General features: G+C 69.2%; 28 protein-coding genes. 17 read left to right on the top strand and 11 right to left on the bottom strand.

Features of this window, described 5'->3' with window-relative positions; translation table 11 throughout:
* The first annotated feature begins 174 nt into the window (after positions 1 to 174).
* Both C0481_RS19655 and C0481_RS19650 read left to right on the top strand, forming a co-directional pair.
* Positions 175 to 645 carry a hypothetical protein gene (locus C0481_RS19655; RefSeq protein WP_293407016.1) on the top strand — a complete coding sequence of 157 codons (471 nt, stop codon included), beginning with the start codon at positions 175 to 177 and terminating at the stop codon, positions 643 to 645.
* 47 nt (positions 646 to 692) lie between these two features.
* On the top strand, positions 693 to 1499 hold the full coding sequence (locus C0481_RS19650) for an acyl-CoA thioesterase domain-containing protein (RefSeq protein ID WP_293407014.1): 807 nt from the start codon (positions 693 to 695) through the stop codon (positions 1497 to 1499).
* Here C0481_RS19650 and C0481_RS19645 read toward each other — a convergent pair.
* Positions 1496 to 1966, bottom strand: coding sequence for a hypothetical protein (locus tag C0481_RS19645; protein ID WP_293407011.1), 471 nt, complete (start codon positions 1964 to 1966; stop codon positions 1496 to 1498). The genes C0481_RS19650 and C0481_RS19645 overlap by 4 nt on opposite strands.
* 92 nt (positions 1967 to 2058) lie before the next feature.
* Here C0481_RS19645 and C0481_RS19640 point away from each other — a divergent pair, with 92 nt between their 5' ends.
* Together C0481_RS19640 and C0481_RS19635 are read left to right on the top strand one after the other, a co-directional pair.
* Positions 2059 to 4116, top strand: a complete 2058-nt coding sequence (locus tag C0481_RS19640) for a carbon starvation CstA family protein (protein ID WP_293407009.1) — start codon at positions 2059 to 2061, stop codon at positions 4114 to 4116.
* Positions 4117 to 4121: 5 nt separating this feature from the next.
* Positions 4122 to 4331 (top strand): YbdD/YjiX family protein, encoded by a 210-nt coding sequence (locus C0481_RS19635; protein WP_293407006.1) that lies wholly within the window; start codon positions 4122 to 4124, stop codon positions 4329 to 4331.
* A 57-nt stretch (positions 4332 to 4388) separates the two neighbouring features.
* Here the strand turns inward: C0481_RS19635 and C0481_RS19630 are convergent, their stop codons facing one another.
* Positions 4389 to 4664 carry a hypothetical protein gene (locus C0481_RS19630; protein ID WP_293407004.1) on the bottom strand — a complete coding sequence of 92 codons (276 nt, stop codon included), beginning with the start codon at positions 4662 to 4664 and terminating at the stop codon, positions 4389 to 4391.
* A gap of 332 nt (positions 4665 to 4996) precedes the next feature.
* Between C0481_RS19630 and C0481_RS19625 the strand changes: the two genes are divergently transcribed.
* Both C0481_RS19625 and C0481_RS19620 read left to right on the top strand, forming a co-directional pair.
* Positions 4997 to 5269 carry a hypothetical protein gene (locus C0481_RS19625; RefSeq protein WP_293407002.1) on the top strand — a complete coding sequence of 91 codons (273 nt, stop codon included), beginning with the start codon at positions 4997 to 4999 and terminating at the stop codon, positions 5267 to 5269.
* A gap of 66 nt (positions 5270 to 5335) precedes the next feature.
* The gene (locus C0481_RS19620; RefSeq protein ID WP_293407000.1) at positions 5336 to 6316 is read left to right on the top strand and encodes an aldo/keto reductase; all 981 of its coding nucleotides are present in this window, start codon (positions 5336 to 5338) and stop codon (positions 6314 to 6316) included.
* Here the strand turns inward: C0481_RS19620 and C0481_RS19615 are convergent.
* The 4 genes from C0481_RS19615 to C0481_RS19600 all read right to left on the bottom strand — a co-directional run bounded on the left by C0481_RS19615 (position 6313) and on the right by C0481_RS19600 (position 9739).
* Complete coding sequence (locus C0481_RS19615) at positions 6313 to 6522, bottom strand: hypothetical protein (protein ID WP_293406998.1); 210 nt, start codon at positions 6520 to 6522, stop codon at positions 6313 to 6315. The two genes, C0481_RS19620 and C0481_RS19615, sit on opposite strands and share 4 nt — an antisense overlap.
* Positions 6523 to 6615: 93 nt before the next feature.
* Positions 6616 to 7428: an arylamine N-acetyltransferase gene (locus tag C0481_RS19610; RefSeq protein WP_293406996.1), complete on the bottom strand. Its 813-nt coding sequence runs from the start codon at positions 7426 to 7428 to the stop codon at positions 6616 to 6618.
* A 2-nt stretch (positions 7429 to 7430) separates the two neighbouring features.
* Positions 7431 to 8648: an LLM class flavin-dependent oxidoreductase gene (locus C0481_RS19605; RefSeq protein ID WP_293406994.1), complete on the bottom strand. Its 1218-nt coding sequence runs from the start codon at positions 8646 to 8648 to the stop codon at positions 7431 to 7433.
* A 71-nt stretch (positions 8649 to 8719) separates the two neighbouring features.
* The gene (locus C0481_RS19600; RefSeq protein WP_293406992.1) at positions 8720 to 9739 is read right to left on the bottom strand and encodes a DNA topoisomerase IB; all 1020 of its coding nucleotides are present in this window, start codon (positions 9737 to 9739) and stop codon (positions 8720 to 8722) included.
* Between the two features lie 96 nt (positions 9740 to 9835).
* Between C0481_RS19600 and rlmJ the strand changes: the two genes are divergently transcribed.
* The 6 genes from rlmJ to C0481_RS19570 all read left to right on the top strand — a co-directional run bounded on the left by rlmJ (position 9836) and on the right by C0481_RS19570 (position 15150).
* On the top strand, positions 9836 to 10657 hold the full coding sequence (rlmJ, locus tag C0481_RS19595; protein WP_293406990.1) for a 23S rRNA (adenine(2030)-N(6))-methyltransferase RlmJ: 822 nt from the start codon (positions 9836 to 9838) through the stop codon (positions 10655 to 10657).
* 79 nt (positions 10658 to 10736) lie between these two features.
* Positions 10737 to 11210 (top strand): hypothetical protein, encoded by a 474-nt coding sequence (locus tag C0481_RS19590; protein WP_293406988.1) that lies wholly within the window; start codon positions 10737 to 10739, stop codon positions 11208 to 11210.
* 66 nt (positions 11211 to 11276) lie between these two features.
* A complete protein-coding gene (locus C0481_RS19585) occupies positions 11277 to 11840 on the top strand; it encodes a sugar transferase (protein WP_293406986.1) in 564 nt (187 codons plus the stop codon).
* Positions 11841 to 11981: 141 nt separating this feature from the next.
* Entirely contained in the window at positions 11982 to 13913 is a 1932-nt protein-coding gene (locus C0481_RS19580) for an AsmA family protein (RefSeq protein ID WP_293406984.1), read from the top strand.
* Positions 13914 to 14011: 98 nt separating this feature from the next.
* Positions 14012 to 14476 (top strand): cytochrome c, encoded by a 465-nt coding sequence (locus C0481_RS19575; RefSeq protein WP_293406981.1) that lies wholly within the window; start codon positions 14012 to 14014, stop codon positions 14474 to 14476.
* 2 nt (positions 14477 to 14478) lie between these two features.
* Entirely contained in the window at positions 14479 to 15150 is a 672-nt protein-coding gene (locus C0481_RS19570; RefSeq protein WP_293406979.1) for a cytochrome b/b6 domain-containing protein, read from the top strand.
* Positions 15151 to 15292: 142 nt separating this feature from the next.
* Here the strand turns inward: C0481_RS19570 and C0481_RS19565 are convergent, their stop codons facing one another.
* Genes C0481_RS19565 through C0481_RS19555 form a run of 3 tightly spaced genes read right to left on the bottom strand, consistent with a single transcriptional unit; the run spans position 15293 to position 18396 of the window.
* Positions 15293 to 15625, bottom strand: coding sequence for a hypothetical protein (locus C0481_RS19565; RefSeq protein ID WP_183777139.1), 333 nt, complete (start codon positions 15623 to 15625; stop codon positions 15293 to 15295).
* 52 nt (positions 15626 to 15677) lie between these two features.
* Positions 15678 to 17102 carry an amidase gene (locus C0481_RS19560; RefSeq protein ID WP_293406977.1) on the bottom strand — a complete coding sequence of 475 codons (1425 nt, stop codon included), beginning with the start codon at positions 17100 to 17102 and terminating at the stop codon, positions 15678 to 15680.
* A 22-nt stretch (positions 17103 to 17124) separates the two neighbouring features.
* Complete coding sequence (locus tag C0481_RS19555; RefSeq protein ID WP_293406974.1) at positions 17125 to 18396, bottom strand: aminotransferase class III-fold pyridoxal phosphate-dependent enzyme; 1272 nt, start codon at positions 18394 to 18396, stop codon at positions 17125 to 17127.
* Positions 18397 to 18471: 75 nt separating this feature from the next.
* On the opposite strand from C0481_RS19555, the gene C0481_RS19550 reads away from it, so the two are divergent.
* On the top strand, positions 18472 to 19482 hold the full coding sequence (locus tag C0481_RS19550; protein WP_293406972.1) for a DUF1176 domain-containing protein: 1011 nt from the start codon (positions 18472 to 18474) through the stop codon (positions 19480 to 19482).
* On the opposite strand, the gene C0481_RS19545 is transcribed toward C0481_RS19550, so the two are convergent.
* On the bottom strand, positions 19483 to 20106 hold the full coding sequence (locus tag C0481_RS19545) for an exopolysaccharide biosynthesis protein (protein ID WP_293406970.1): 624 nt from the start codon (positions 20104 to 20106) through the stop codon (positions 19483 to 19485).
* A gap of 111 nt (positions 20107 to 20217) precedes the next feature.
* On the opposite strand from C0481_RS19545, the gene C0481_RS19540 reads away from it, so the two are divergent.
* The 4 genes from C0481_RS19540 to C0481_RS19525 all read left to right on the top strand — a co-directional run bounded on the left by C0481_RS19540 (position 20218) and on the right by C0481_RS19525 (position 23689).
* On the top strand, positions 20218 to 21378 hold the full coding sequence (locus tag C0481_RS19540) for an MFS transporter (protein WP_293406968.1): 1161 nt from the start codon (positions 20218 to 20220) through the stop codon (positions 21376 to 21378).
* A gap of 89 nt (positions 21379 to 21467) precedes the next feature.
* Entirely contained in the window at positions 21468 to 22487 is a 1020-nt protein-coding gene (locus C0481_RS19535) for an NAD(P)-dependent alcohol dehydrogenase (RefSeq protein ID WP_293406966.1), read from the top strand.
* A gap of 30 nt (positions 22488 to 22517) precedes the next feature.
* The gene (locus C0481_RS19530; protein WP_293406964.1) at positions 22518 to 23048 is read left to right on the top strand and encodes a VOC family protein; all 531 of its coding nucleotides are present in this window, start codon (positions 22518 to 22520) and stop codon (positions 23046 to 23048) included.
* Positions 23049 to 23053: 5 nt separating this feature from the next.
* Complete coding sequence (locus C0481_RS19525; protein ID WP_293406962.1) at positions 23054 to 23689, top strand: carboxymuconolactone decarboxylase family protein; 636 nt, start codon at positions 23054 to 23056, stop codon at positions 23687 to 23689.
* A 116-nt stretch (positions 23690 to 23805) separates the two neighbouring features.
* Here the strand turns inward: C0481_RS19525 and C0481_RS19520 are convergent, their stop codons facing one another.
* Positions 23806 to 24351 carry a helix-turn-helix domain-containing protein gene (locus tag C0481_RS19520; RefSeq protein WP_293406960.1) on the bottom strand — a complete coding sequence of 182 codons (546 nt, stop codon included), beginning with the start codon at positions 24349 to 24351 and terminating at the stop codon, positions 23806 to 23808.
* Positions 24352 to 24591: the final 240 nt, after the last annotated feature.

The raw sequence follows: 24591 nt of genomic DNA, 5'->3' as shown, positions 1-24591 counted from the left end.
CGATCGGCCCACCTGCGGCGGTGAGGTCGGAGAAGCAGGGCGTCGCGTACGGGGTGACCGTGACTGGGGGCGGTTCGGCCTGCGGCGTCCTTTCCTCGCCGCAATCTGTTGGTCACAGCGTAGACTTCGAACGCTCGCGGGATTCGCGGGCTGGCAGCTGCGTGGGAGCGTTTCATGATCATCGCCGGGTGGATTCTCGCCATCCTGGGCCTGGCCCAGGTCGTCTTCGCCGGTACGATCGAGGTCTCGCAGCTGACCGAAGGCAACCGCCTGATCGGCCTGGCGCCCAGCGTGATCGCCAATGTCGACCTGGTCGGCCAGCGGGCGATGATCCACACCGGCGGCTGCGCCACCTTCCTGGCCGGCGTGGTGTTCATCGGCGCGGCCTATCTGAAGCCGGCCCCTCCGGGACAAGAGTCCAAGGCCTGGACCGGCATCGCGGCCATCGCCGCCCTGGTGCTGACCGTCGCGGCGGTCGGCGGCTTCGGCGCCTTCCTCTATGCGCTGCACGGCCAGAACGCGGACCAGCGGCTGGTCGACGAGATCCGCGCCCGTGAAGCGGCCAACCAGTCGACCGAAGCGCTCATGAAAGAGGCCGATCGGCGCCTGCACAACGAGGCCGAGGCCGCCGCGGCCTCGCGCTGATCCGAACGGGCTTGCGCTGAAGCTCAGGTGCTCTCATGGAGAGCGCCATGAGCGCGCCCCAGTTCTTCGATCTTCGAGCCACCCACAACCCGCACCGTTGGTATCTGCCGCTGACCCCGGCGGTCTGCGTCGGGTCGCGGGACAATCTCTTCATGTTCGGCGGCGTCGGTATGGCCTCGGCGATCACCGCCCTGGAGCGCACCTGCGAGCGGCCGGTGATCTGGGCCACGGCGCAGTACCTGTCCTACGCCCGCCCGCCGAGCGTCGTGGACCTGGACGTCTGGGTGCCGGCGGCCGGCAAGTACAACAGCCAGGCTCGGGTGATCAGCCACGTCGGCGACAAGGAAATCCTGACCGTCAACGCCGCCCTCGGCTCGCGGCCGAGCGACATCTCCCGCCAGTGGCTGGCCATGCCGGAAGTGGACGCGCCTGAGAACTGCGCGCCGGCCGATCATTGGCGCGGCGGCGGCGATGACCTGCACAGCCGCATCGAGGTCCGCGTCGCCAAGGGCCGCTATGGCGGCACCGACGCCGGCGACGGCGCCGAGGACGGCCGCCTGCTGTTGTGGATCCGGCCGCGGGACGGCGTGGCGATCGACGCCGGCATGCTGGCGATCATGGCCGACTTCATTCCGGGCGCGGTCGGCAATGCGCTCGGCCTTAACGCCGGCGGCAACAGCCTCGACAACACCATCCGCTACCGCCGCATCGTGGCTACCGAGTGGGTGCTGTGCGACATCCGCATCACCGGCGTGCACGGCGGCTTCGGCCACGGGGCGATGTACCTGTTCGCTCAGGACGGCGAGCTGATGGCGACGGCCAGCCAGTCGCTGATCGTACGGGTCCGCGACTAGGCGAGAGCTTCGAGCAGGGCGACGCGGGCCAGGTCCTTCGGCCGGCCGAAGCGGCGGCAGATGGCGGCCTGTTCCGCCGCGCTCGGCGTGAACAGGCGCCGGCCGTTCCAGTCGAGGGCCTGACGGGTGGCTGGAACCACCGGGGCCCAGGCGCCGCCGGAGAACGCCTCGAAGCCGGCCATGATCTCGATGGGCAGGGCGGCGACCTGCGCCTTGGCGAAAATGCGTGACCGAAACAGCGGCGAGGGGGCCGCCTCCAGCGGCGCGGCGTCCCAGCGCGCCAGCAGTGCGCGCGCGTCGCGCTCGCTGACGATCAGGTCGACGTCGGGCGGGGTCAGGCCCGGCACGCCGACCAGGGCCATGCCGGCGCTGCCGAACACCCACCACGGGTCGGCGAGGTCCGCGCACCCTTCGGCGACGACGTCCAGCGCGGCCGCCAGCGGCCCGGCGATCTGCGGCATTGTCATGTCCGCGTCCTAGAGAGGTTCACGCGCAGGCTCAATCGGTTGTAGCTAGGCGGGCGCCGAGTGCTTGGCGCGGCAGGGGAGGAGACGGCCGAATGGAACTGGTGCGCAAACACGGGGCCTGGGCCTTGCTGGCCGCCATAGGCGCCGGCTCGCTGGGCGTCCTGGCCACGTCCCGCGGCGAACACGTCAACGCCCTCTGGATTCTGACCGCGGCGATCTGCGTCTACCTGGTCGCCTACCGCTACTACAGCCTCTACATCGCCCAGCGCGTCATGCGGCTCGATCCCGCCCGGCCGACGCCGGCGATCACCCGCAACGACGGCTTGGACTACGTTCCGACCAACAAGTACGTGTTGTTCGGCCACCACTTCGCCGCCATCGCCGGCGCAGGCCCGCTGGTCGGGCCGGTGCTGGCCGCCCAGATGGGCTATCTGCCTGGCGTCCTCTGGATCCTGACCGGGGTCGTGCTCGCCGGCGCGGTGCAGGACTTCCTGGTCCTGGTCATCTCCATGCGCCGCGACGGCAAGTCGCTGGGCGAACTGATCCGCGAGGAGCTCGGCCCGATCCCCGGGGTCATCGCCCTCTTCGGCGCGTTCATGATCATGGTCATCATCCTGGCGGTGCTGGCGCTGATCGTGGTCAAGGCGCTGACCGCCAGCCCCTGGGGCACGTTCACCGTCGCCGCCACCGTGCCGATCGCGATCGCCATGGGCGCCTACATGCGCTTCATCCGCCCCGGCCGGATCGCCGAGGTGTCGATCTTCGGCTTCGTGATGCTGATCCTGGCCATCGTCGGCGGCCAGTGGGTCGCAGCCTCGCCGCAGCTGGCCGGCATGTTCACCCTGACCGGCCTGCAACTGTCGTGGATCCTGATCGGCTACGGCGCGGTCGCCGCCGTGCTGCCGGTCTGGCTATTGCTGGCTCCGCGCGACTACCTGTCAACGTTCCTGAAGATCGGCGCGATCCTGGCGCTGGCCATCGGCATCGTCATCATGCGGCCCGAGCTGCAAATGCCGGCCGTCACTCAGTTCGCCGCCGGCGGCGGGCCGGTCTGGTCGGGCACGCTGTTCCCGTTCCTGTTCATCACCATCGCCTGCGGCGCGGTCTCGGGCTTCCACGCCCTGATCTCGTCGGGCACCACGCCCAAGCTGATCGACAACGAGGTCAACGCCCGCTTCATCGGCTACGGCGGCATGCTGATGGAGAGCTTCGTGGCGATCATGGCGATCATCGCCGCCTCGATCCTCGACCCCGGCGTTTACTTCACGATGAACAGCCCGGCCGCCGTGGTCGGAACCACGGCCGAAAGCGCTTCGGCCGCGGTCGGCGCCATGGGCCACCCGATCTCGCCCGAAGTGATCGAGCAGACCGCCAAGGACGTCGGCGAAACGACTATCATCTCGCGCGCCGGCGGCGCGCCGACCCTGGCCGTCGGGATGGCGCACATCTTCTCCCACGTGTTGGGCGGCAAGGCGATGATGGCATTCTGGTACCACTTCGCCATCCTGTTCGAGGCGCTGTTCATCCTCACTGCCGTCGACGCCGGCACCCGCGCCGGGCGCTTCATGTTGCAAGACCTGCTCGGGACCTTCATTCCGAAGTTCAAGGATACGACGTCCTGGACCGCGAACCTGACCGCCACCGGCCTCTGCGTCGCCGCCTGGGGCTTCTTCCTGCATCAGGGGGTGACCGATCCGCTCGGCGGGGTGAATACGCTCTGGCCGCTGTTCGGCATCTCCAACCAGATGCTGGCGGCGATCGCCCTGATCATGGCCACGGTGGTGATCTTCAAGATGAAGCGCCACCGCTACGCCTTCGTGACGATCATCCCGGCGGTGTGGCTGTGCATCTGCACCCTGACGGCCGGCTTCCAGAAGCTGCTCTCGCCCGATCCGGCGGTCGGCTTCCTGTCGCACGCGCGCAAGTACGGCGACGCGCTGGCGCAGGGTCAGGTGCTGGCCCCCGCCAAGAGCATGGCCGACATGAGCAAGATCGTCTCGAACGACCGCATCGACGCCGTGCTCTGCGCGGTCTTCATCGCCGTGGTGCTGAGCATGATCTGGTTCGGGATCACGGCCTGCCTGCGGGCCTATCGGGCCGACGGTTGGACGGCGCGGGAAATCAATCCCGACGCCATTCCCGCGGAGTAGGGCAGATGGCCTCGCCCAACCCCTTCGCCCGGTTCGCCCAGTGCGTCTGCGACGGCGCGCGCCTCATGGTCGGGGTGCCGAACTACGAGACCTATGTCGAGCACATGGCCCGCACCCATCCCGATCAGGCCCCGATGACCCGGACGGCGTTTTTCCGCGATCGCCAGGACGCCCGCTACGGCGCGGGCGGGCGCGGCGGGTTTCGCTGCTGCTGAAATGCGAAAGGCCGGCGTCTCCGCCGGCCTTTGCTACACAGAACTGGGAGAGTGCGCTTAGCGCGCGGCCAGGGCCGAGTTGGTCGGGGCCTGGGCGGTGGCGTAGGTGTCGAGGCTGACCTTCACGGTCGCCTTCACGCAGCGCGAATAGGCGTCGAGCGCCAGGGTTTCGTTGCGGGTGGCGCGGAAGCAGACGTTGCGCGCAGCCTTGGTCACATCGGCTTCGACTTGGGCTTGGCTCTTGCCGGCCAGCGGAACGCTGATCGAAGCGGCTTGAGCGGGGGCGGTGACGGCGAAAGCGGCCACGGCGGTCAGAGCAAGAGTACGGATCATAATCACTAGTTCCCGGAAAGGGGTTGAAGCCAACCACCTCCCGACGTTTCCTTTATCTGCTGGCGGCGGTTCAAATTTTAGGTGCGACCGCTTCGCCTGACCTTTTTCCTGCCCTTTGGCGGGCAAGGTTTCAAGCGGTTTTGCTGCGGTGCAATAGCGCAGTTGTGCAATGCAACCGCGATGGGCGCCGGCGCCCGGGATTCCGGCAGACGCGGTGTGGACGCCCGATTGGGCACGACGATTGCGGTGGACAACCCCGACGGCCCCGAAATGAAACACTTGCCATCGGCGGGGCTTCACCATTGAGTAACCTTTATTAACGTCGAGGTCCCATGTTCCTGCCTGCTCTCGCCGCCGCCGCCGTGATCTCGACCTCGTACGCCGCTCCGGCGCCCGCTGCGGCCTCGGTCGCGCCGCCCGCCGAGCAGGCGGTGCTGGTCGATTGCCAGGTCAGCGGCGCGAACCTCACCGACTGCAAGGCCCTGGACGCCGACGGCGCGCCGGCCGCTGAAGCAGTCAAGCTGGCCGCCCAGGTCGAGGTCCCCGAGGCCTTCGCGCTGGCCAATCCCGGCCGCATTGTCATCAAGATGAACGTCACGCCGTAAGGCGGTTGACCGCGCCGTTCGTCTGACGCCTTCTCCCACCCAACGAGTAGGGAACGGGAGAACGGCATGGACCAGCGCAAACTGGGCGACTTCGACGTCTCGGCCATCGGGCTGGGCTGCATGAGCCTCTCGCATGCCTACGGTTCGCCGCCGCCGCGGGAACAGGCCGAGCGGGTGCTGAAGGGCGCCCTCGACGCTGGCTACACCTTCCTCGACACCGCCGCCGTCTACGGCGTCGGCCATAACGAGACCCTGGTCGGCGAGGTGCTGAAGGATCGGCGCGGCGACTATGTCCTGGCCTCAAAGTGCGGCCTGACCAACGGCGACCAGCGCGAGCTCAACGGTCATCCGGACGTCCTGAAGGCCACCTGCGAAGGCAGTCTGCGCCGTCTGCAGACCGACGTCATCGACCTCTACTACCTGCACCGCTGGGACAAGCGCGTGCCGATCGAGGACAGCGTCGGCGCCCTGGCCGACCTGGTCAAGGAAGGCAAGATTCGCACGATCGGCCTGTCGGAAGTTTCGGCCCCGACCCTGCGCCGGGCTCATGCGGTCCACCCGATCACCGCCCTGCAGACCGAATACTCGCCCTGGACCCGCAATCCTGAGATCGCCGTGCTCGACGCCTGCCGCGAGCTGGGCGTGACCTTCGTGGCGTTCAGCCCGGTCGGCCGCGGCTTCCTGGCCGGCGGCGTGCCCGATCCGGCGGCGCTCGAGGACGGCGACTTCCGCAAGGCGATGCCCAGATTCCAGGGGGAGGCTTTCGCCGCCAACCTGAAGATGTTCGAGGGCTTCGCCGCCCTGGCGCGGGAAGCTGGCTGCACCCCGGCCCAGCTCTGCCTGGCCTGGCTGCTTCAGAAAGACGAGACCCTGGTGCCGATCCCCGGCACCACCAACCCCGACCACATGCTCGAGAACGCCGCTGCCGCTGCGGTCCGGCTGTCGGCCGACGTGATGGCCAAGGTCGAGGAACTGGTGAACCCGCAGACGGTGACCGGCCCGCGCTATGCGCCGGCCATGCAGGCCTCAGTCGATACCGAAGACTAGGCTGAGCCGAGGCTGGTCGCCGCCGCCCGCAGGGCGTCCTGCGCCATCCGCCGGGCGCGGTCGGCGACCTCCTCGATCGGCAGCTCGTGCAGCCCGCGCGGCCGCGGCAGGCTGACCTGGACCGTCACCCCATCGTCAGTCAGCACGGACACGCCGACGATGGTAGGGCTGACGGTGACGGAAGGCGGCAGGGAAAGGTCGGTCATCGCGTCTCTCCTGGATTCCCCCCGTGAGCGGATTTGACCGCGCTACCGAGGGATGTCCAGGCACGGTTTTATGACTGTCGCGGTAGGGAACCATTAGGCGGTCACGGCGCCGAACAGCTCCTCGTGACGGGCGCAGACGGCAGGCCACAGGTCGCGGGCCCCGGGAATGTCGAGCTCAAAGCGATCCCGCAGGATCGTCGCGAATTCATCTGCAGATTCAATGAATCGCAGGCTTTTCTCGCCAGGCCGAATGAAGTTGATCGTCCGGCCCCGCAGCACGGCGACGCCGCCCTGCTCGTGTCGGAAAGCGAAGACGGTCTGGGTGAACACCGAGTCCGGCGACGTGCTCAACCAGCGGCACATGCCGGCCAGTTCCTCGCGGTCGGCCGCTTCGTTGCGGAAGTCGTAGTAGGCGGCGCCGCCCATCGGATGGTTGTGGAAGCGCAGCCAGCCATCGCCCAGCGCCTCGAATGAAAAGTCGAAGCCGGCGCAGTGGTGCGGCCCGAACTCCAGCGGCGCGGCCTCGAGCAACGCATCGCCGAAGCCGACATCAGCGATGTAGGGCCGGTCGAGGTCGACGCGCAGCACCAGGTGGTTGGCGTGCGAGGCCGGACCGCGCTCGCCGCGCAGCACCGCCCCGGCCATCTCGGTGACCGTAAAGCCGACCTCGCGCAGCATCGCGGCCAGAAGGCCGTTCATCTCATAGCACCAGCCGCCGCGCCGCTGGCTGACCAGCTTGTCGAATGCCGCCTGCGGATCGAGCGTCATCGCCCGGCCCATGGCGACGTCGAAGTTCTCATAGGGGATCGCGCGCAGGTGCAGACGCTGCATCGCCTGCAGCGTCGCGACATCCACCCGCGGGACGCCGGTGAAGCCGATGCGGTCGAGATAGGCCTGGAGGTTCAACTCTACTTCTTGGCCGGCGGTGCGGCGCCCTGGATCATCGCCACGATATCCGGCCGGATCTTGTCGGCGCCCTTTTCCATCATATGCGAGACGATTCGGGCGCCCACCGCAGCGCGGGTCTGCGAGGTGAACTCGGTCTTGTTGCTTCGGACCCAGTCTATCGAGGCCTGGCGGTTGACGTTCAGCTGCTGGAAGTGCGGCACGACATAGCGCGCGATCATCTCGTAGGAGCGCTTGGTGTCCTCCCAGCGCGCCCAGTTGTGCGCCATCAGCAGGAAGCAACCGAAGCCGCCGCTCTCGTCGACCAACTGCTGCAGCCGCTCGATCGCCTCGTCAGGCGTCCCCACCACCGCCTGGCCCAGCGCCAGATAGGCCTCGACCGGGTCGCCTTTGAAGTCGTCGGGCACCATCGGCAGGTTGGCGATCTCCTTGAAGTAATAGATCCACTTCTCCAGCCCGAAGCGGATCTGCTCGATCGCCTTGTCCTTGGTTTCGGCGATGTGCATCTGGCCGACCAGCCGCCAGCGGCTGCGGTCCATGGTCTGGCCGTTCTCCTTGGCGATGTCCTCGGCGATGCCCCAGTTGGCGGCCAGCGAGTTGAAGCCGGCGCTGGTGGTCGCGCCCAGCGATAACAGTCCCGCGCCGTGCTTGCCCGCAGCCCGGGCGCCGGTCGGCGACACCTGGCTGGCGACCGCGATCTCGACCGAGGGCCGCGAATAGGGCGTCATCTGCAGGCGGGCGTTGACCAGGCTGAACCAGTCGCTCTCGTGGGTCACCGCTTCGCCGCGCAGCAGCGGAACCAGCACGTCCAGCGCCTCGTCCATGCGGTCGCGCTGCTTGGCGACCGGAATGCCCATCATGAAGGCGTCGGAGACCAGCGCGCCCGGCCCGACCCCGAACATCACCCGCCCGCGGGTCATATGGTCGAGCTGGTTGATGCGGTCGGCCAGCATCATCGGATGGTGATAGGGCAGGGAGGACACCCCTGTGCCCAGCCGGATGTGCTTGGTCCGCTCGGCGGCGGCGGCGATGAACACTTCCGGACTGGCGATCAGTTCGTAGGCGGCCGAGTGGTGCTCGCCGATCCAGGCCTCCTCGTAGCCCAGCTGGTCCATCCACTGCACCAGCTCCAGGTCGCGCTGGATCGCCAGCGTCGGGTTCTCGTCGAGCGGATGGAACGGTGCGATGAAGGCCCCAAAGCGCAGCTTGTTTCCGAGCATGGTGGCCCTCCCTTGGCCGTTTGACCGGAGGCTAACTCCCAATTCGCAAGCAGCGCCAGGGTGACGGCGCGTCAGCGCGCGGCCTCTTGTGCGGCTTCCAGAAAGCGGAGCACCGAGAGCTCGAAGGCCCGCGGCGAGCGGCCCGGCTTCAGCGGTAGCGCGCCCCGCTCGTAGGCCTCCAGCACCAGCGGATGGATGTAGGAGCTGCGGCAGACCGCGGCGGTGTTGCCCAGCAGCGCGGCCGCCGCTTTCACCGTCACCACGACGCGCCGCTTGGCCTCGGCCGCGTCCTTGGCCGGCGGCTGCTCGACCAGTCCGCGCGCGGCGTAGAGCGTGCCGGCCCAGGTGCGGATGTCCTTGGCCGAGAAACCTTCGCCCATCGCTTCGCGGATGTAGGCGTTGACGTCGCTGGACTCCACGGCTCGCCGCTCGCCGGCCTCGTCGACATACTGGAACAGACGCTGGCCGGGCACGTCCTGGCAGGCCTTGACGATCCGCGCCAGCCGCCGGTCGCGAAAGCCGGTGCGATGCACCTTGCCGCTCTTGCCGCGGAACTCGAACACCGCCCCGCCGCCGGTGATCTCGGCGTGACGGTCGCGCAGGGTGGTCAGGCCGAAGCTCTTGTTGGTTTTGGCGTACTCGCTGTTGCCGACCCGGATCAGGGTCAGCTCCATCAGCGCCACCACCGCGGCCAGCACCTTCTCGCGCGGTAGACCCCGGCGGCGCAGGTCACGCTCGACCTCGCCGCGCAGCTTGGGCAGCAGCCGGCCGAAGGCGATCAGCCGCTCGAACTTCTCGCCGGCCTGCGCCTCGCTCCAGGCGTCGTGATAGCGGTACTGCTTGCGGCCGCGGGCGTCGCGGCCGGTCGCCTGGATGTGTCCGCGCGGCGAAGCGCAGATCCAGACGTCGGTCCAGGCCGGCGGCAGCACCAGGGCGGCGATCCGCTCCAGCATCGACTCGTCTCGCACCGGTTTTCCATCCGCGTCGCGATAGCTGAACCCGCTCGCGCCCGCCGTCCGCGACAGGCCCGGCTCGTGATCGTTCACATAGGCGAGGCCGCCCGCCGGCGGCGGAACTGTGTCGCGGGGCATGGCGCGCCTTTGGCAATGCGGGCGGGACGTGGCAGGAAGCACCGACGCTCACAACAGGGGCCGCCTCGGCCCGGTTCCCCCCGCAAGGACGCCGCCTTGAACTACCGTCACGCCTTCCACGCCGGGAACTTCGCCGACCTGGTCAAGCACGCCGCCCTGCTGGACCTGCTCGCCCGGCTGCAGGCGGCGCCGGGACCGCTGGCGGTGTTCGACACCCATGCTGGCCGCGGCCTCTACGACCTGACCGGCGAGGAGGCTCAGCGCTCAGGCGAGGCAAAGGCGGGCGTCGCCCAGCTGATGCAGGCGGCCGACCTGCCGCCGTCGATGCAGCCGCTGCGCCAGGCGGTGGTGAAGCTCAACGGCGGCGAGACCGCCAACCTCTATCCGGGCTCGCCGCTGCTCGTCGCCGGCGCGCTGCGCAAGGGCGACAGCTATCTCGGCTGCGAGTTGCGCGCGCCCGAGCACTCGGCGCTCTCCGACACCCTGGCGAGCTGGCCGGCGGCCAAGACGGTTTGCGCCGACGGCTATGTCGAGGTCGCCGCCCGGTTGCCGAAACAGGGGCCGGCCCTGGTGCTGATCGACCCGCCCTTCGAGAAGAGCGACGACTATGAGCGCTGCGCCGCCGCGCTGGGCGCGCTGACCGCCAAGAACCCCGCGGCGGTGATCATGGTCTGGATGCCGCTCAAGGATCTGGAGACCTTCGATTCCTTCCTGCGCGAGGCCGAGGACGCCTATGAAGGCCCGCTGTTGGTCGCCGAGGCGCGCATGCGGCCGCTGACCGATCCGATGAAGATGAACGGCTGCGCCCTGGTGCTGGCCAATGCGCCAGAAGGCTTCGAGGCGCCGCTTACTGAGATCTGCGCGTGGACGGTGGCGCGGCTGGGGCAGAGCGGCAAGGCCCAGGTCTGGAGCGCCTGAAAGCTTCATTTTGCGCCTGCGAAAAGTCGGGTTAGGGTTTGCTGCATCGCACAAACCCCGGCTGTTTGGAGGCGTACCCATGGCTCTCACCGTGTTCGCAGAGGGGCCAGCGTCCCTCGACCCGCAGAAAGCGCTCTACATCCCTGTCGGCGCGGCCTCGCCGCTCTGGTTCATGTTCGCGGGCGCGGCCTCGGCCGGCGTCGCCTACTGGTGGATGACCCGCTGGACCGACCGCGCCAATCTCGAAGCGCTGCTTGCGCCGTCTTCCGCTGCGACCTTGCCGGCGCCTGCCGCCGACTCCGTGCCGCCGGAACCGCTCGCGGCGGTGGCCGAGGCCTCGGTCGTCGCCGGGGCCATGGTCGAGCAGGCGCTGCAAGTCGGTGCGGACATCGCGGCCGCGACGGTGGACGCGTTCGTCCCGCCGCACGTCGAGGCCGAGCCCGAATCCATCGTCGAGCCGCTTCCCGATCCGGTTGTCGAGGCCGCGTCCGACCCTGCCGTCAAGCCGCGCGCCAAGGATCGTCCGGCTGGTGATCCGCCGCCTGAAGCCTGACCCTTGGCGCGGGCGCCCGCAGCGGGCTATCCCTGACCCGTTGCAGACGGCGAGGGGACAGCGCGCGTGGCCAAGCGGGCCTTCGACATCCTGGCGGCCCTGGCCGGACTGATCGTGCTCGCCCCCGTCATGGCGGTGATCGCGCTCGCCGTGCGCGTCGACAGCCCAGGACCGGCCCTGCACTGGTCCAGCCGGGTCGGCCGCTATAACCGCCTTTTCAAGATGCCGAAGTTCCGGACCATGAAGACCGGGGCTCCGAACGTCGCGACCCACCTGCTCACCGACCCCGACGCCTGGATCACGCCGCTCGGCCGCTTCCTGCGCCGCTCGAGCCTGGATGAACTGCCCCAACTCTGGAGCGTGCTGGTCGGCGACATGAGCCTGGTCGGGCCGCGCCCGGCCCTGTTCAACCAGGACGACCTAGTGGCCCTGCGCACCGCGGCTGGCGTCGAGGCCCTGCGTCCCGGCGTTACCGGCTGGGCCCAGATCAACGGCCGCGACGATCTTCCCAATGCCGAAAAGGCGCGGCTGGATGCCGACTACCTAGCGCGCGGCGGCTTGGTCTTCGACATCAGGATCATCGTCATCACGCTGGTCGCGGCGTTCTCAGGCCGCGGCGTGCGCCACTAGCGGCGCCACCGCTCCGCCTCTGGCGCGTTCTGGATCATCCGGAGCGAGCCATTGCCGAAGGATGCGAGCGACAAGCCCCGACGCGGGGTACGACATTGGATCAGCGCCCACCGTAGAGGGCTGGCCATTGCGGCCGGCTCCGTGGCGGTGGTGATTGGCGGCGGGATCGTCGTGCTCGCCGTGCTCGACTGGAACCAGCTTCGCGGTCCGATCTCGCGTTTCGCCTCCGCGCGCCTTGACCGCGAGGTCGCCATTCTTGGCGATCTCGACGTGCGGCCGCTCAGCCTCAACCCCAGCGCCAGCGTCGGACGCCTGCAGATCGGCCAACCGGCCTGGGCCGGTAAGGGACAGATGGCCGAAATCGAGCGGCTCGATCTGCAGATCGAAGCGCTGCCGCTGCTGCGCGGGCAGCTGGTGTTTCGCCGCCTCGAAGTGACCCGACCCAAACTCGTGCTGCTGCGCGACGCCAAGGGACGGGCGAACTGGTCGCTGCGCCCCGACGCCCCGCCCAAGCCGCTTCGCCTGCCGCCGATCCAGGACTTCCGCATCGATGACGGGCGGGTGTCGTTCAAGGACGCGCGCCGCCGGCTGAGCCTGGAGGCCGCCGTCGACGCCGCCGAGCGGCGCGGCGCGGCGAACCCAGGCTTCGTGATGTCGGGCAACGGGGCGATCAACGGCGCCCCGTTCAGCCTGGCGCTGACCGGCGGGCCATTGGTCAACGTCCGTGCCGGTCGGCCCTATCCGTTCGACGCCGATGTGCGGGCCGGCGCGACCCGGATCTTGGCTAAGGGCCAGATCAGCCGGCCGTTCGACCTCGGCCGGTTCCAGGCGCAGGTGACGGCCAGCGGGCCGGACCTTGCCGATCTCTACGATCTCACCGGGGTCGCTTTCCCGAACTCGCCGCCCTATCGGCTGTCGGGCCAACTCTCCCGCGAGCAGCGGCTTTGGCGTGTGAACGGGGTCGGCGGGCGCGTGGGCGACAGCGACATGGCTGGCGCCCTCTCGGTCAACACAGCGGGCGAACGTCCATTCCTGACTGCCGACCTGCGGTCCAAGCGCCTCGATTTCGACGATCTCGCCGCGGTGTTCGGCGGAGCTCCAGCGCGCGGCGGGGGCGAAACGGCGTCCACGGCCCAGCAGGAGGTCGGCCGGCAGATGGCCGCCCAGCGTCGGCTGCTGCCGGACGCCAAGCTCGATATCTCGCGCATCCGCGCCATGGACGCCGACGTGAAGTACGCGGCCGCCAGCATCTCCTCGCCGCGCTTCCCGGTACGCGCCGGCTCTGTGCACATCAAGCTGAAGGACGGCGTGCTCGATGCGAACCCGTTGCGGCTGGACCTCAATCAGGGCGCGCTCGCCGGCGGGGCCCAGCTCGATGCGCGGCGCGACACGCCCGTCACCAGCATTGACCTGCGCCTGTCGCGGGCGCGGCTGGAGGAGCTGATCCCTATCCGCAGCGGCGGGACCGCGCCGATCACCGGCTCTCTGCTCGGCCGCGTGAAGCTCACCGGCGCTGGGACCTCGGTGCGCGAGGCCGCCGCCCACGCCGACGGTCAAGTGCTGTTCGTCGTTCCCGGCGGCGAAATCCGCGCGGCCTTCGCTGAACTGATGGGGATCAACGTCACCAAGGGGCTCGGCCTGCTGCTCGCCAAGGATCAGAGCAAGACCGATCTGCGCTGCGCCGTCGCCCACTTCCAGGCCAAGGGCGGGGTGCTGACCGCCAACCGCATCATCCTCGACACCACGCCGGTCTTGAGCACCGGGGAGGGAAGGATCGACCTCAGGGACGAGACGATGGACCTGCGCATGACCGGCCACGCCAAGGAGCCTCGGCTGATCAGGGTGACCGCGCCAGTGACCATCGAGGGGCCGATCATCAAACTGAAGCTTGGCGTCGAAGCCTCGGGCGCCCTTGCGCAGGGCGGCGTCGCCGCCGCGCTCGGCGCGCTCGTCGCGCCGTTGGCCGCGGTGCTGCCGTTCGTCGATCTCGGCCTCGCCGAGGACGCGTCGTGCGGCGCGCTCATCGCTCAGGCCGGACGCCAGGGGGCTCCCGTCGCCAAGCCGCGCACCTGACGCCTGCAACATTCCCGCAATCAGCGCTGGTCATCGTCGATTGACGCCCGCTGGCCGGGCGCCCACTCTGGACCGATCAACCAAGCAGAGGTTCGACGATGCCCATCCGCCCCGCCAAACCCCTCGCCATCGCGCTCGTCTTGGCGCTCGGCGCCACCGGCGCGATCGCCGCCTCCGCGGCCGAAACCGCGATCGCCACGCGTCAGGCCGGCTACAAGAAGATCGGCGCGTCCTTCAAGGCGATCAGCGACGAGCTCAAGAAGGGCTCGCCCGACGTCAAGCTCATCGCCGCTAACGCCGCGGTGGTGAACGCCCAGTCCGCCCAGGTTCCCAAGTGGTTCCCCAAGGGCTCGGGGCCGGAGGCGGGCTTCAAGACCGAGGCCAAGCCGAACATCTGGACGGACTCCGCCAAGTTCGGGGCCGCCGCCGCCAACTTCCAGACCCAGGCCGGCAAGCTGCAGACGGTCGCCGCGGCTGGCGACGTGGAGGCGATCAAAGCCCAGTTCCGCGCCACCGGCGGGACCTGCAAGGCTTGCCACGACGTCTATCGCATCGAGAAATAGTCATGGCTTCGGACGTCGCGGCGGGACCGCCGCGCCCGCTCTGGGACCTGCCGACCCGGATCGTGCACTGGTCGCTGGTAGTCCTGCTGCTGGTCTCGTGGTTTTCGGCCGGTGAGAACATGCAGGTCCACCGCTGGTCCGGCTATGCGATCATCGGCCTGTTGGTCTTTCGCCTCTGGTGGGGCGTCGCCGGCGGCTCGACCGCGCGGTTCACGCACTTCCTGAAGGGGCCCGGCGCGACGCTGGCCTACATGCGCACGCTCGGCGCTCGCCGGTCCAGCGACGGCCCCGGCCACAACCCGCTCGGCGCCTGGAGCGTCCTGGCCATGCTGGCGGTGATGCTGGTCCAGGTGGGGCTGGGCCTGTTCGCCAGCGACCTCGACGGGCTGGAATCCGGGCCGCTGTCGCATCTGGTCAGCTTCGACGCCAGCCGCGTCGCCGCCGAGCTGCACGAGACCGTGTTCCGCGTGCTGCAGGCGCTGGTCGCCCTGCACATCGCCGCGATCGGCTTCTATTGGGTGTGGAAGCGCCAGAACCTGGTCGGCGCGATGATCACCGGCAAGCGCCCGTTCCAGGGCGAGGCGCTGCGTCCCGCCGCCCTCTGGCGGCTGCTGGTCGGCTTGGCGCTGGCGGTGCTTGCCGCCTGGGCGATCGCCAAGGGCCTTAGGTTCTAACTCAAGATCCTCCCCCGCTGGGGGAGGTGGCTCGGCGCGCAGCGCCGAGACGGAGGGGGACTGCTCTCTACGAGCTTCAAGGTCCCCCTCAGTCAGCCATGCGGCTGACAGCTCCCCCAGAGGGGGAGCATCTCGTCCGATCTTACTTGCCGTCGGCCGCGCCGCGCAGGCAGTTCAGCCAGGCGTCTTCACGCGCCTTCTCGGCCGCGCGCAGCTTGTCTTCGGCTTCACGCACGCCGGCGTCATGCTTGCGCCATTCCAGCACCGCGCCTTCACGCGCCGCGCGGGCCGCTTCCATGGTCGGGAAGCGCGCCAGCACCGCGCGCACGCTGTAGTTCACCGGCGGGCCGACCGTCTCGCGGTCGGGATAGAAGCCGGTGATCGAGTCGGCCGTCTCGTTCTCGATATGGAAGACGTCGGCCCAGCCCGCGTGATGGCGCATCAGGGCCCAGGGCCGTTCGATCCGGTCGCTCATGGAATACTCCTAGAATCCTGGCCCCAAGCTAACGCGGGAGGGATGACGCTTTCTACCCCCAGAGCGCGGGCCGGCGTCCCTTCCAGGGCGCTTCCTTCTCCAATTGCGCGGCAAGGCGGAACAGGGTCGCTTCGTCGGCGAAGCGGGCGGTGAACATCATCCCGATCGGCAGGCCGTCCTCGTCCACCTCAAGCGGCAGCGACAGCGACGGCTGGCCCGAGAAGTTGAACGGCGGGGTGTAGGGGAAGGCCTTGCTCTGGCGCTTGTTCAGCTCCTGCGGGTCGACCGCCACGGGGTCGATCAGCCCGACCTTCGGCACCGGCGTGCCCAGCACCGGGCAGAGGTAGACGTCGACGTCCTCGAAGAACATCAGCGTCTTGCGGTTCAGGTCGCGCAGATCCTGCCAGCCGCGGAACGCCTGCTCGCCGGTCACCTTGCGGCCGCTCTTCAGCGCCGCCCAGGTCAGCGGCTCCAGCTCGTGCTCCTGCGGCTCGCGGCCCAGCATGGCCGCTAGCCGCGCGATGTTGGCTGCGAAGTTGGCGCCCGAGACCGGCGCGCGGGCGGTGTAGAGGGCGCGGTAGTCGATGCCGAGACCCTTCTCGACCACCTCGTGGCCCAGGCCCCTCAGCAGCGCGGCGGTGCGTTCCAGCGCCGCCTGTACCTGCGGGTCGATCGGCCGGCCCGACGGCGTCTCCGACGACCAGGCGATGCGCAGTTTGCCGGGGCTGCGCTCGATTTCCTCCATGTAGGGCCGCTCCTTGTGCGGCGCCTCGAACGGCGCGCCCGGCTCAGGGCGGCCGGTGGCGTCCAGCATGGCGGCGCTGTCGCGCACGGTCCGGGTCACCACATGGTCGACCGAAAAGCCCATGGCGTAGTTGTCGCCGTCCGGCAGGTTCGGGGTGCGGTCGCGGGTGACCTTCAGGCCCACCAGCCCGCAGCAGGCGGCCGGAATGCGGATCGAACCTAGCCCGTCGCTGGCGTGGGCCAACGGCACCATTCCGCTCGCCACCGCAGATGCCGCACCGCCGGAGGAGCCGCCCGAGACGTGGTCGGGGTTCCAGGGATTGCGGCAGGCGCCCAGATAGCCGCCCTCGGTCACCCCGGTGATGCCGTACTCCGGCGTATTGGTCTTGCCGACCAGCACCACGCCGCTCTCCCGATAGCGCCGGGTCAGGCCGCAGTCGTCCTTGTCGACCCAGCCGGCGGCGAAGCGGCTGCCATAGGTGCGCGGCCAGCCGGCCACCGGCACGCCGAGGTCCTTGATCAGAAACGGCACGCCCTTGAACGGCCCGTTGGGCAGGGGACCCTGGGCGGTCTTCCGGGCCTCGTCATAGGCCTTGTAAACCACGGCGTTCAGCGAGGGATTGTGCCGCTCGATCCGCTCGATGGCCGCGTCCACCAGCTCCAGCGGCGTGACCTCGCCCTTGGCCACCAGGGCCGCCAGCGCCAGTCCGTCGTGCTCGGAGAAATCGTCCATCGTTCCTACCCTTTGAACTTTCTTATCTTTGTCCGCCGGCCAGGAAGGCCAGCTTTTCGACCGGGGCCAGGCCGCCGGCCTCACGCTTCAGCGCCGCCAGCGAGTCCTCGGCGGCATTGAGCACCCCGTCGATGTCGGCCTCGGTCATCGCCGCGCACAGGAACATGTTGTGCCAGGGGTGCAGATAGACCCCGCGGCTCAGCATCTGCGAGACGAAGAAGAAGCCCTTCCGCAGGTCGGGGTCGTCGTCGAACAGATAGAGCGGCATCTGGCCCGGCCCGGTGCAGCGCAGGCCGAACCCTGCCGCCGCCGCCCGCTCGGTCAGCCCCGCCGACAGCCGTGCACCCATGCCGATCAGCCGCTCCAGATAGTCGGTGGTGCGCACCAGCCGCAGCGTCTCCAGCGCCGCGGCCATCGGCGCGGCCTGATACCAGAACGAGCCGGTGACATAGATCGAGGCCGCGCCCTTGCGCGCCTTCTCCGAGCCGAGCAGCGCAGAGATCGGATGGCCGTTGGCGATGCACTTGCCCCAGGTCGAGAGGTCCGGCTCGACGCCCACCACCGACCACGAGCAATCGCGCGCCATCCGCAGCCCGGCCCGTACGTCGTCGACGATCAGCAGCGCCCCGGTCTGGTCGGCCAGTTCCCGGCAGCGCCGGGCATAGGCCGCGTCCGGCGCGGCCTGGTCGATGAAGGCGTCGTGCTTGAACGGCGCGGCGAAGATCGCCGCCAGGTCGTCGCCGGCCTGCGCCACCGCCGCCTCCAGGCTGGCCACGTCGTTGTAGTCGCAGAAGATCTGGTGCGCGCGGTCGGTGTCGGTGGTGCCGGCCGGACGCGGCGTGCACCAGGGCGCGGCCCCGTGATAGGCGCCCTTGGCCCGCACGATGGTCTTGCGCCGGGTCTGGGCCCGCGCAGTCATCAGCGCCATGGTGGTGGCGTCAGTGCCGTTCTTGCAGAACATCGCCCAGTCGGCGTGGCTGACCAGCAGGGTCATTTCCTCGGCCAGCCGCACCATCAGCTCGGTCGGCCCGGTCAGGGTGTCGCCGAGCCCCAGCTGGCGCACATAGGCCGCGTCGATCTCGGGCTGGCCATAGCCGAAGAGGTTCGGACCGTAGGCGCACATCAGGTCGAGATAGCGCTTGCCGTCTGCGTCCCAGATGTGCGCGCCCTCGGCCCGGGAGAAGAACTGCGGGTAGTCGTCAGGCAGCAGGCCGACGGCCTGGTGGCCGTACATCCCGCCGGGGATCACCGCGGCGGCCCGCTCTCGCAGGGCTTTGTCGTGGCTACGCGTCATGGGGAGTTCTCCGTCGACGAAGGCCGTAACGAGACCTTACGCTGCGAACGCAGTTCGGCAACCGGGGAGCGGGCGATGACTGGCAAGGTTCTGGCCATGGCGGGCCTGGCGATGGCGGCTGCCACGCCGGCCCTGGCCAACGAAAGCTTCAAGGACTGGTGGGTCGCCTGCGACAACACCCGCCAGTGCGCCGCCTTCGGCTTCGCGGGCGAAGCCTTCGAGATGTCCGGCTATCTGAAGGTCGAGCGCGGAGCCGCCGCCGCCGACGCGCCTCAGGCCAGGCTGGTGATGGAGGGACCGCCCGGAATCTGGTCGTTGTCGGTCGACGGCCGCGCGCTCGCCAGCGTCAGGGCGGCCAGCGAGGACGGCGACGGCCGCGCCGCCGCCGAGCTGACCCCGGCTCAGACCGCCGCCGTGCTCTCCGCGGCCGCCAACGGCCAGGCGCTGCAGGTCGCGGCCAGCGGCAAGCCGATCGGCGCGATCTCCCTGGCCGGCAGCTCGGCGGCCCTGCGCTGGATGGACGACAAGCAGAAGCGGGCCGGCGGCGTCACCGCCCTGGTCGCCAAGGGACCGGCCACCGCCGCCAGCGTGCCGCCGGCGCCGGAACTCCCGCTGGTGCGGGCGGCGCCCGCCGCGTCTCAGGCGGGTCTGCCGAAGAAGCCGCCAGCCTCGGTCATGGCGCTGATGGGCGACTGCGACGACGACATCGCCACGCTCGAGATCGCGCCGATCTCCGCGCGGCTGTCGCCGGACCTCACCCTCTGGGCGCCGCTCTGCACGCGCGGCGCCTACAACATGATCTACAGCTTCGCGGTGGTGGACGCGAAGGGCGTCGCCCGGCGACTGCCGATCCGCTACGCCGACACGGTCGAGACGACCACCGAACTGATGAACGTCGACTACGATCCGGCCACCCGGACCCTGTCGAACTTCGAGAAGGGCCGCGGTCTCGGCGACTGCGGGGCGGTCAACACCTGGGTCTGGGACGGCAAGGGTTTTGCGCCGACCGCTCAGGACCTGATGGGCGAATGCCGCGGCGTCGGGCCAGGCGACTGGGTGACCAGCTGGCGCACACGCGCCAAGTAGTCAGAACATCCCGAGCAGGGTGGCGAAGAAGGCCAGGATCGCCGCGACGATCGCCTTCGAAAGGATGATAAGCACCACCACCGAGAGGATCGCCGCCACCCAGCCGATCAGCGCCGCCAGCCCGTCGCGCTCGGCCCCGCCGATGGCGAAGGCGGCGATCGCGAAGCTCGGCAGCATGTTCCCGAACGGGATCGGCAGGAACACGATCAGCGACAACACGAAGCAGAGCGCCCCGACCAGCCGGTCGCCCAGCGGGTTGTACATGAAGGTCAGCCGCGGCCGCAGCCGCCGCTCCAGCCGCGCCAGGTGCGGCTTCAGCTTCACGGTCAGGGCGCGGAAGTCGGCCATGCTCATGGTCCGCGACAGCATCACCTTGGGCAGCCACAGCGTCTTGCGGCCCATCGTCCACTGGAAGGTGATGAAGATCAGCGGCGCGCCCAGCAGCGCCGAGACGCCGGGCGGCATCGGCAGCACCAGCGGCGCTGCGAACACGAACATCAGCGCCCCGAAGGCGCGATCGCCGAAGGTGTCCAGCAGGTCGCCGACCGACACCTCGCGGCCCGGGCGTTCCGCGATCAGGTCGAGGAGCTCGGATACGCTCGCGGCTTTACGGTGTTCGGACATTTCAAGCTTCGCGCTAGCACGGCTGGGCGCCGTTGCGGAAGGAAAAGCCGCAGCTAAATCTCCCGAAGTCACGGGATTGTTGGCGGCGACTCGATTAAGCGGGGCAGGCAGATGTCGCAGCCGCTCCGCCTTGGTCTGTTCTACGCGGCCCTGTTCGTGGGGACGGGCGCGAGCTCGCCGTACATCCCGGTCTGGTTCGCCTCGCGCGGGCTGTCGGGCGCGGAGATCGGCCTGATCCTGTCGGCGCCGATGCTGGCGCGGGGGGTGACGGCGCCGGCCATCGCCATGTGGGCCGACAGCTTCGCCTTGCGCCGCACGCCGCTGATCCTGATGGGCCTGGCCGTGGCGTGCGCCTACAGCCTGCTGGCCGCGCCGTTCGGCTTCGCCTGGTGGTTCGGGGTCTGGTTCCTGGCCAACACCATCCTTTCGACGATGATCCCGCTGACCGACGTCATCGTCTTCCGCCGGGCGGGCCGGGACGGCTTCAACTACGGCTGGCCGCGCGGCATCGGCTCGGTCGCCTTCATCATCGCCAACGTCGTGGTCGGCGCGCTGCTGGCCCGCTACTCGCCCGAGCTGGTGCTGGTCTGGATCACCGCGGCGGCCATGCTGGCGGCCGGCGCGGCGCGCGGCCTGCTGCCGCCCGATCCGGTGCGCGAGGGCGGGGCGAGCAGCCGGCTTTCCGAACGCCTCGCCGGCCTCGGCGACCTGCTGCGCGACCGCAACTTCATGCTGGCGGTGGTGTCGGTCGGCCTCATCCAGTCGGCCCACGCCTTCTACTACTCGTTCTCGACCCTCTCGTGGAAACAGCAGGGCATGCCCGAGAGCGCCACCGGCCTGCTCTGGGGCCTGGCCGTGGCGGTCGAGGTCGGCTTCATGTGGTTCATGGAGCCGTGGCGGCGCCGCATCGGTCCGCGCAACCTGTTGGTCATCGGCGGGACCGCCGCGTTGATCCGCTGGACCGTGCTGGCCTTTTCGCCGCCGCTCTGGCTGCTGCTGCCGATGCAGGCGCTGCACACCTTCACCTATGCGGCGACCTTCCTCGCCTCGCTGCAGCTGGTCGAGAAGCTGTCGACCCCGGCCAACGCCTCGGCCGCCCAGACGATCAACTCGGCGCTCTCCGGCGGCCTGCTGATGGGGGCGGCGACCATCGGCTCGGGCTGGCTGTTCGACCTGGTCGGGGCCAAGGGCTACCTGGCCATGGCGGCGATGTCGGCGTTCGGCCTGGTCGGCGCCCTGCGGCTCTATGGGGTCCGGCGGCTCGACCCCTGAAGCGAGAGGCGGGCTCCTTCCGCGACGACAGTCTTGCGGCCCGCGAGGAAGGGGCGGCTAATCCCCCCAAACAATCCAAGGGAGGATGCATGCGGGCTCTGGAAGTCGCCGCGCCGTGGGGTTTCGACGCCCTGAAGGTGGTCGAGGCGCCCGATCCGACGCCGGGTCATGGCGAAGTGCTGGTCCGCATGAAGGCGGTGTCGCTGAACTACCGCGACATGCTGATGGTCAACGGCATGTACAGCCGCGGATCGTCCACGGCCGGCGGAACCATCACCCCGTTTTCCGACGGCTGCGGCGTGGTCGAGGCGATCGGGCCTGGCGTCACCCGCGTGGCGGTCGGCGACCGAGTCGCGACCCTGTTCTTCCAGAACTGGACCTCGGGCCGCCCGACCCTGGAGAAGCTCTCTTCGGCGCTCGGCTTCCCGGTGCCCGGCGCGGGGCGTGAACTGGGCGTCTTCAGTCAGGAAGGCGTCTCCAAGGTCCCCGACTTCCTCACCGACCAGCAGGTCGCGACCCTGCCGTGCGCGGCGCTGACCGCCTGGCGCGGCCTCTTCGAAGATGCGCGGCTCGAGCCCGGCGACACGGTGGTGCTGCAGGGCACGGGCGGCGTCTCCATCTTCGGCCTGCAGTTCGCCCACGCGGCCGGCTATCGCACGGTCATCACCTCGTCCTCGGATGAGAAGCTGGCCCGCGCCAAGGCGCTCGGCGCCGACCATCTGGTCAACTACCGCACCACCGAGGACTGGGCCGGCGCCGTGCGCCAGGCGACCGGTGGCGTCGGGGCGGACTTCGTCATGGAGGTCGGCGGCGCCGGCACCATCCAGCAGAGCCTGAAGGCGGTCCGCATCGGCGGCCATATCGCCATCATCGGCGTCGTCGCCGGCGGGGCCGAGGGCGTCCACCCCGGCGTCCTGATCGGCAACAGCGCCCGGCTTCAAGGGCTGTCGGTCGGCTCGCGCGACATGTTCGAGGCCATGTGCCGGGCCATCGAGCTGCACCGGATCGAACCGGTGGTCGATAAGGTTTTCCCGTGGACGGACGTCGCCAAGGCGTTCGCCGCCATGCAGGGCGGGGAGCATTTCGGAAAGATCGTCCTGCAGTTCTAGCCTGCAGCTTCGTTGGAAGGAGGCAGTTCGATGCGTATGACGGGCATCAATCACCTCGCCCTGGTCTGCCGGGACATGGCCGAGACGGTGAAGTTCTACACCGAGGTCCTCGGCATGCCGCTCTACAAGACCGTGGCTTTGCCGGACGGCGGCCAGCACTTCTTCTTCGACTGCGGGGGCGGGGACTCCGTCGCCTTCTTCTGGTGGGCCGACGCTCCGCCCGCCGCGCCGGGCGTCGCCTCGGTCAAACAGTTCCCCGAGGAGCCGAGGTCTGCCATCGGCTCGATGAACCACGTGGCGTTCAACGTGCCCGAGGAGAAGCTCGACGAGTACCGCCAGCGGCTGGTCGACGCCGGGGTGAAGGTGCTGCCGAACATGGTGGTCAATCACGACGACTGCCCGATGGGCGTGAGCGCCGAGAACCACGAGGGTGTCTTCTTCCGCTCGGTCTACTTCACCGATCCCAACGGCATCATGCTGGAGCTCGCCGCCACCACCCGGTCGTTCGGGCCGGACGACGTCAGGCACGCGCCGGCCAGCGCTGCTCTGGCGGAGGCGTAGGGGCCATGCCACGCCTGCGCCAGGTCCCCCGCGCCGAGGCCGACCCCAAGGTCCTGCGCAGCTACGACCTCTTGTTCGGTGACCGCGATCCGGTCGCCCAGCCGGGAACCACCACCGGCACCCCCGGCGACTGGTGGACCGTCTTCGCCAACGTCCCGGACGTGTTGGAGCACTGCAACCGCGGCTTTGCCCTCTATCGCAGTCCCGATCGCAAGCTCGACCCGGTGCTGCGCGAACTGGCTCAGACCCGGGTCGGCTTCACCAAGGGCAGTCAGTTCGTCTTCTCGCAGCATTGCAAGTCGCTGCGCGGCCTCAAGGTGTCGGAGGACCGCATCGCCGCCATCCCGCATTGGCAGGTCGCCGATTGCTACACGGCTCAGGAGCGGGCGGTGCTCGCCTATGCAGACTGCCTGTCGCTGCAGGCCGGCCGCACGCCCGAACCGGTGTTCACAGCGCTCAAGGCGTTCCTCAGCGACCACGAGATCCTCGAGCTGACCTACATCACCTGCATGTACGACATGCATGCGGTGATGAGCCGGGCGCTGCGCACCGAATGGGACGACCGCGACGACCCCATCGTCGAGGTCGCCGCGCCAGAGGACTTCAGCGGCGCGGACTTCCTCGACATCGGCCGGCGCTAGCCGAGGGGCCGCGGAGCCGAGTCGTTTCTATTGTAAACTATATTGACGAAAAGCGCGGTGTTTGCCGTTCGACCGCGTGGTTCTGGAACGGCTTCTCGCCCAGGCCGCGGTTGATCTCAGCTGGCGGCGTCGACCTTGCGCGGCCTGCCACGGGGTTTGCTGGGCGGAAGCGGCGCGCCTGCCGCCACCGCAATGATCTCAATCGGCGAGGCTCCCCAATCGGCCGCCATGGCCTCCTTCAGGTCGTCCAGGCGGCGCTGACCGATGCGGCTGGCCAGGGTCGCTTCCACCACCTTCAGGATCATGATGGCGTCGTCGCGGATGTCGGCCGACTGCGGGCTGAAGTCGACCAGGCGGGCGCGCTTGTCATCAGGGTCGGGCGAGACCGTCACCAGGCCGCGTTGTTCCATCTCCGCCAAGGTCTGGCTCATGGCCTGGCGCGTGACGCCGAGATTGCGGGCCAGTTTGGTCGCGCGGTTCACGCCGGTGGCGAGACTGGCCAGCACCAGCGTCTGAACGCGTGTGATCGAGGACCAGCCGCGGGCGGTCAGTCCCGCCTCCAGCGCCTCGTCGAACCAGTGCATCGCCGAGACCAGATTGATCATCAACAGGCCGCGCGCGGCCAGCGCTTGTTCGGGATCGCTCGTCGGACGTTCGGGCATCTTCGCCCTCCTACCACTCCGATCGCGCCAGGCCCACACGGCTGAGTTGAGCGCGAAAATAAGAATGATAAGCCGATTGACGAAATTCCACCCTCAGGCGCCGACCTGATGCGTCGCAGCGCCCTGCTGCGCTGACCACATCACGCCTCCTGCGCACCGAGTGGGACGACCCCATCGTCGAGGTCGCCGTGCCCGAGGGCTTCAGCGGCGAGCGGCCGCTGGACGCAAGCCCAACGTCCC

This window comes from Phenylobacterium sp., from assembly GCF_013822795.1.
Taxonomy (GTDB): domain Bacteria; phylum Pseudomonadota; class Alphaproteobacteria; order Caulobacterales; family Caulobacteraceae; genus Phenylobacterium.
Note: the sequence above shows the minus strand (reverse complement) of the source record. Positions and strands in the feature narration are given on the sequence as shown.

Coding starts and splice junctions, on each gene's coding strand:
- C0481_RS19525 (WP_293406962.1), top strand. CDS start 23,054: ATGCCACGCCTGCGCCAGGTCCCCCGCGCCGAGGCCGACCCCAAGGTC.
- C0481_RS19530 (WP_293406964.1), top strand. CDS start 22,518: ATGCGTATGACGGGCATCAATCACCTCGCCCTGGTCTGCCGGGACATG.
- C0481_RS19640 (WP_293407009.1), top strand. CDS start 2,059: ATGGAACTGGTGCGCAAACACGGGGCCTGGGCCTTGCTGGCCGCCATA.
- C0481_RS19615 (WP_293406998.1), bottom strand. CDS start 6,522: ATGACCGACCTTTCCCTGCCGCCTTCCGTCACCGTCAGCCCTACCATC.
- C0481_RS19590 (WP_293406988.1), top strand. CDS start 10,737: ATGGCTCTCACCGTGTTCGCAGAGGGGCCAGCGTCCCTCGACCCGCAG.
- C0481_RS19550 (WP_293406972.1), top strand. CDS start 18,472: ATGACTGGCAAGGTTCTGGCCATGGCGGGCCTGGCGATGGCGGCTGCC.
- C0481_RS19605 (WP_293406994.1), bottom strand. CDS start 8,648: ATGCTCGGAAACAAGCTGCGCTTTGGGGCCTTCATCGCACCGTTCCAT.
- C0481_RS19635 (WP_293407006.1), top strand. CDS start 4,122: ATGGCCTCGCCCAACCCCTTCGCCCGGTTCGCCCAGTGCGTCTGCGAC.
- C0481_RS19535 (WP_293406966.1), top strand. CDS start 21,468: ATGCGGGCTCTGGAAGTCGCCGCGCCGTGGGGTTTCGACGCCCTGAAG.
- C0481_RS19630 (WP_293407004.1), bottom strand. CDS start 4,664: ATGATCCGTACTCTTGCTCTGACCGCCGTGGCCGCTTTCGCCGTCACC.
- C0481_RS19650 (WP_293407014.1), top strand. CDS start 693: ATGAGCGCGCCCCAGTTCTTCGATCTTCGAGCCACCCACAACCCGCAC.
- C0481_RS19560 (WP_293406977.1), bottom strand. CDS start 17,102: ATGGACGATTTCTCCGAGCACGACGGACTGGCGCTGGCGGCCCTGGTG.
- C0481_RS19540 (WP_293406968.1), top strand. CDS start 20,218: ATGTCGCAGCCGCTCCGCCTTGGTCTGTTCTACGCGGCCCTGTTCGTG.
- C0481_RS19520 (WP_293406960.1), bottom strand. CDS start 24,351: ATGCCCGAACGTCCGACGAGCGATCCCGAACAAGCGCTGGCCGCGCGC.
- C0481_RS19620 (WP_293407000.1), top strand. CDS start 5,336: ATGGACCAGCGCAAACTGGGCGACTTCGACGTCTCGGCCATCGGGCTG.
- C0481_RS19655 (WP_293407016.1), top strand. CDS start 175: ATGATCATCGCCGGGTGGATTCTCGCCATCCTGGGCCTGGCCCAGGTC.
- C0481_RS19645 (WP_293407011.1), bottom strand. CDS start 1,966: ATGACAATGCCGCAGATCGCCGGGCCGCTGGCGGCCGCGCTGGACGTC.
- C0481_RS19545 (WP_293406970.1), bottom strand. CDS start 20,106: ATGTCCGAACACCGTAAAGCCGCGAGCGTATCCGAGCTCCTCGACCTG.
- C0481_RS19600 (WP_293406992.1), bottom strand. CDS start 9,739: ATGCCCCGCGACACAGTTCCGCCGCCGGCGGGCGGCCTCGCCTATGTG.
- C0481_RS19555 (WP_293406974.1), bottom strand. CDS start 18,396: ATGACGCGTAGCCACGACAAAGCCCTGCGAGAGCGGGCCGCCGCGGTG.
- C0481_RS19575 (WP_293406981.1), top strand. CDS start 14,012: ATGCCCATCCGCCCCGCCAAACCCCTCGCCATCGCGCTCGTCTTGGCG.
- C0481_RS19625 (WP_293407002.1), top strand. CDS start 4,997: ATGTTCCTGCCTGCTCTCGCCGCCGCCGCCGTGATCTCGACCTCGTAC.
- C0481_RS19565 (WP_183777139.1), bottom strand. CDS start 15,625: ATGAGCGACCGGATCGAACGGCCCTGGGCCCTGATGCGCCATCACGCG.
- C0481_RS19570 (WP_293406979.1), top strand. CDS start 14,479: ATGGCTTCGGACGTCGCGGCGGGACCGCCGCGCCCGCTCTGGGACCTG.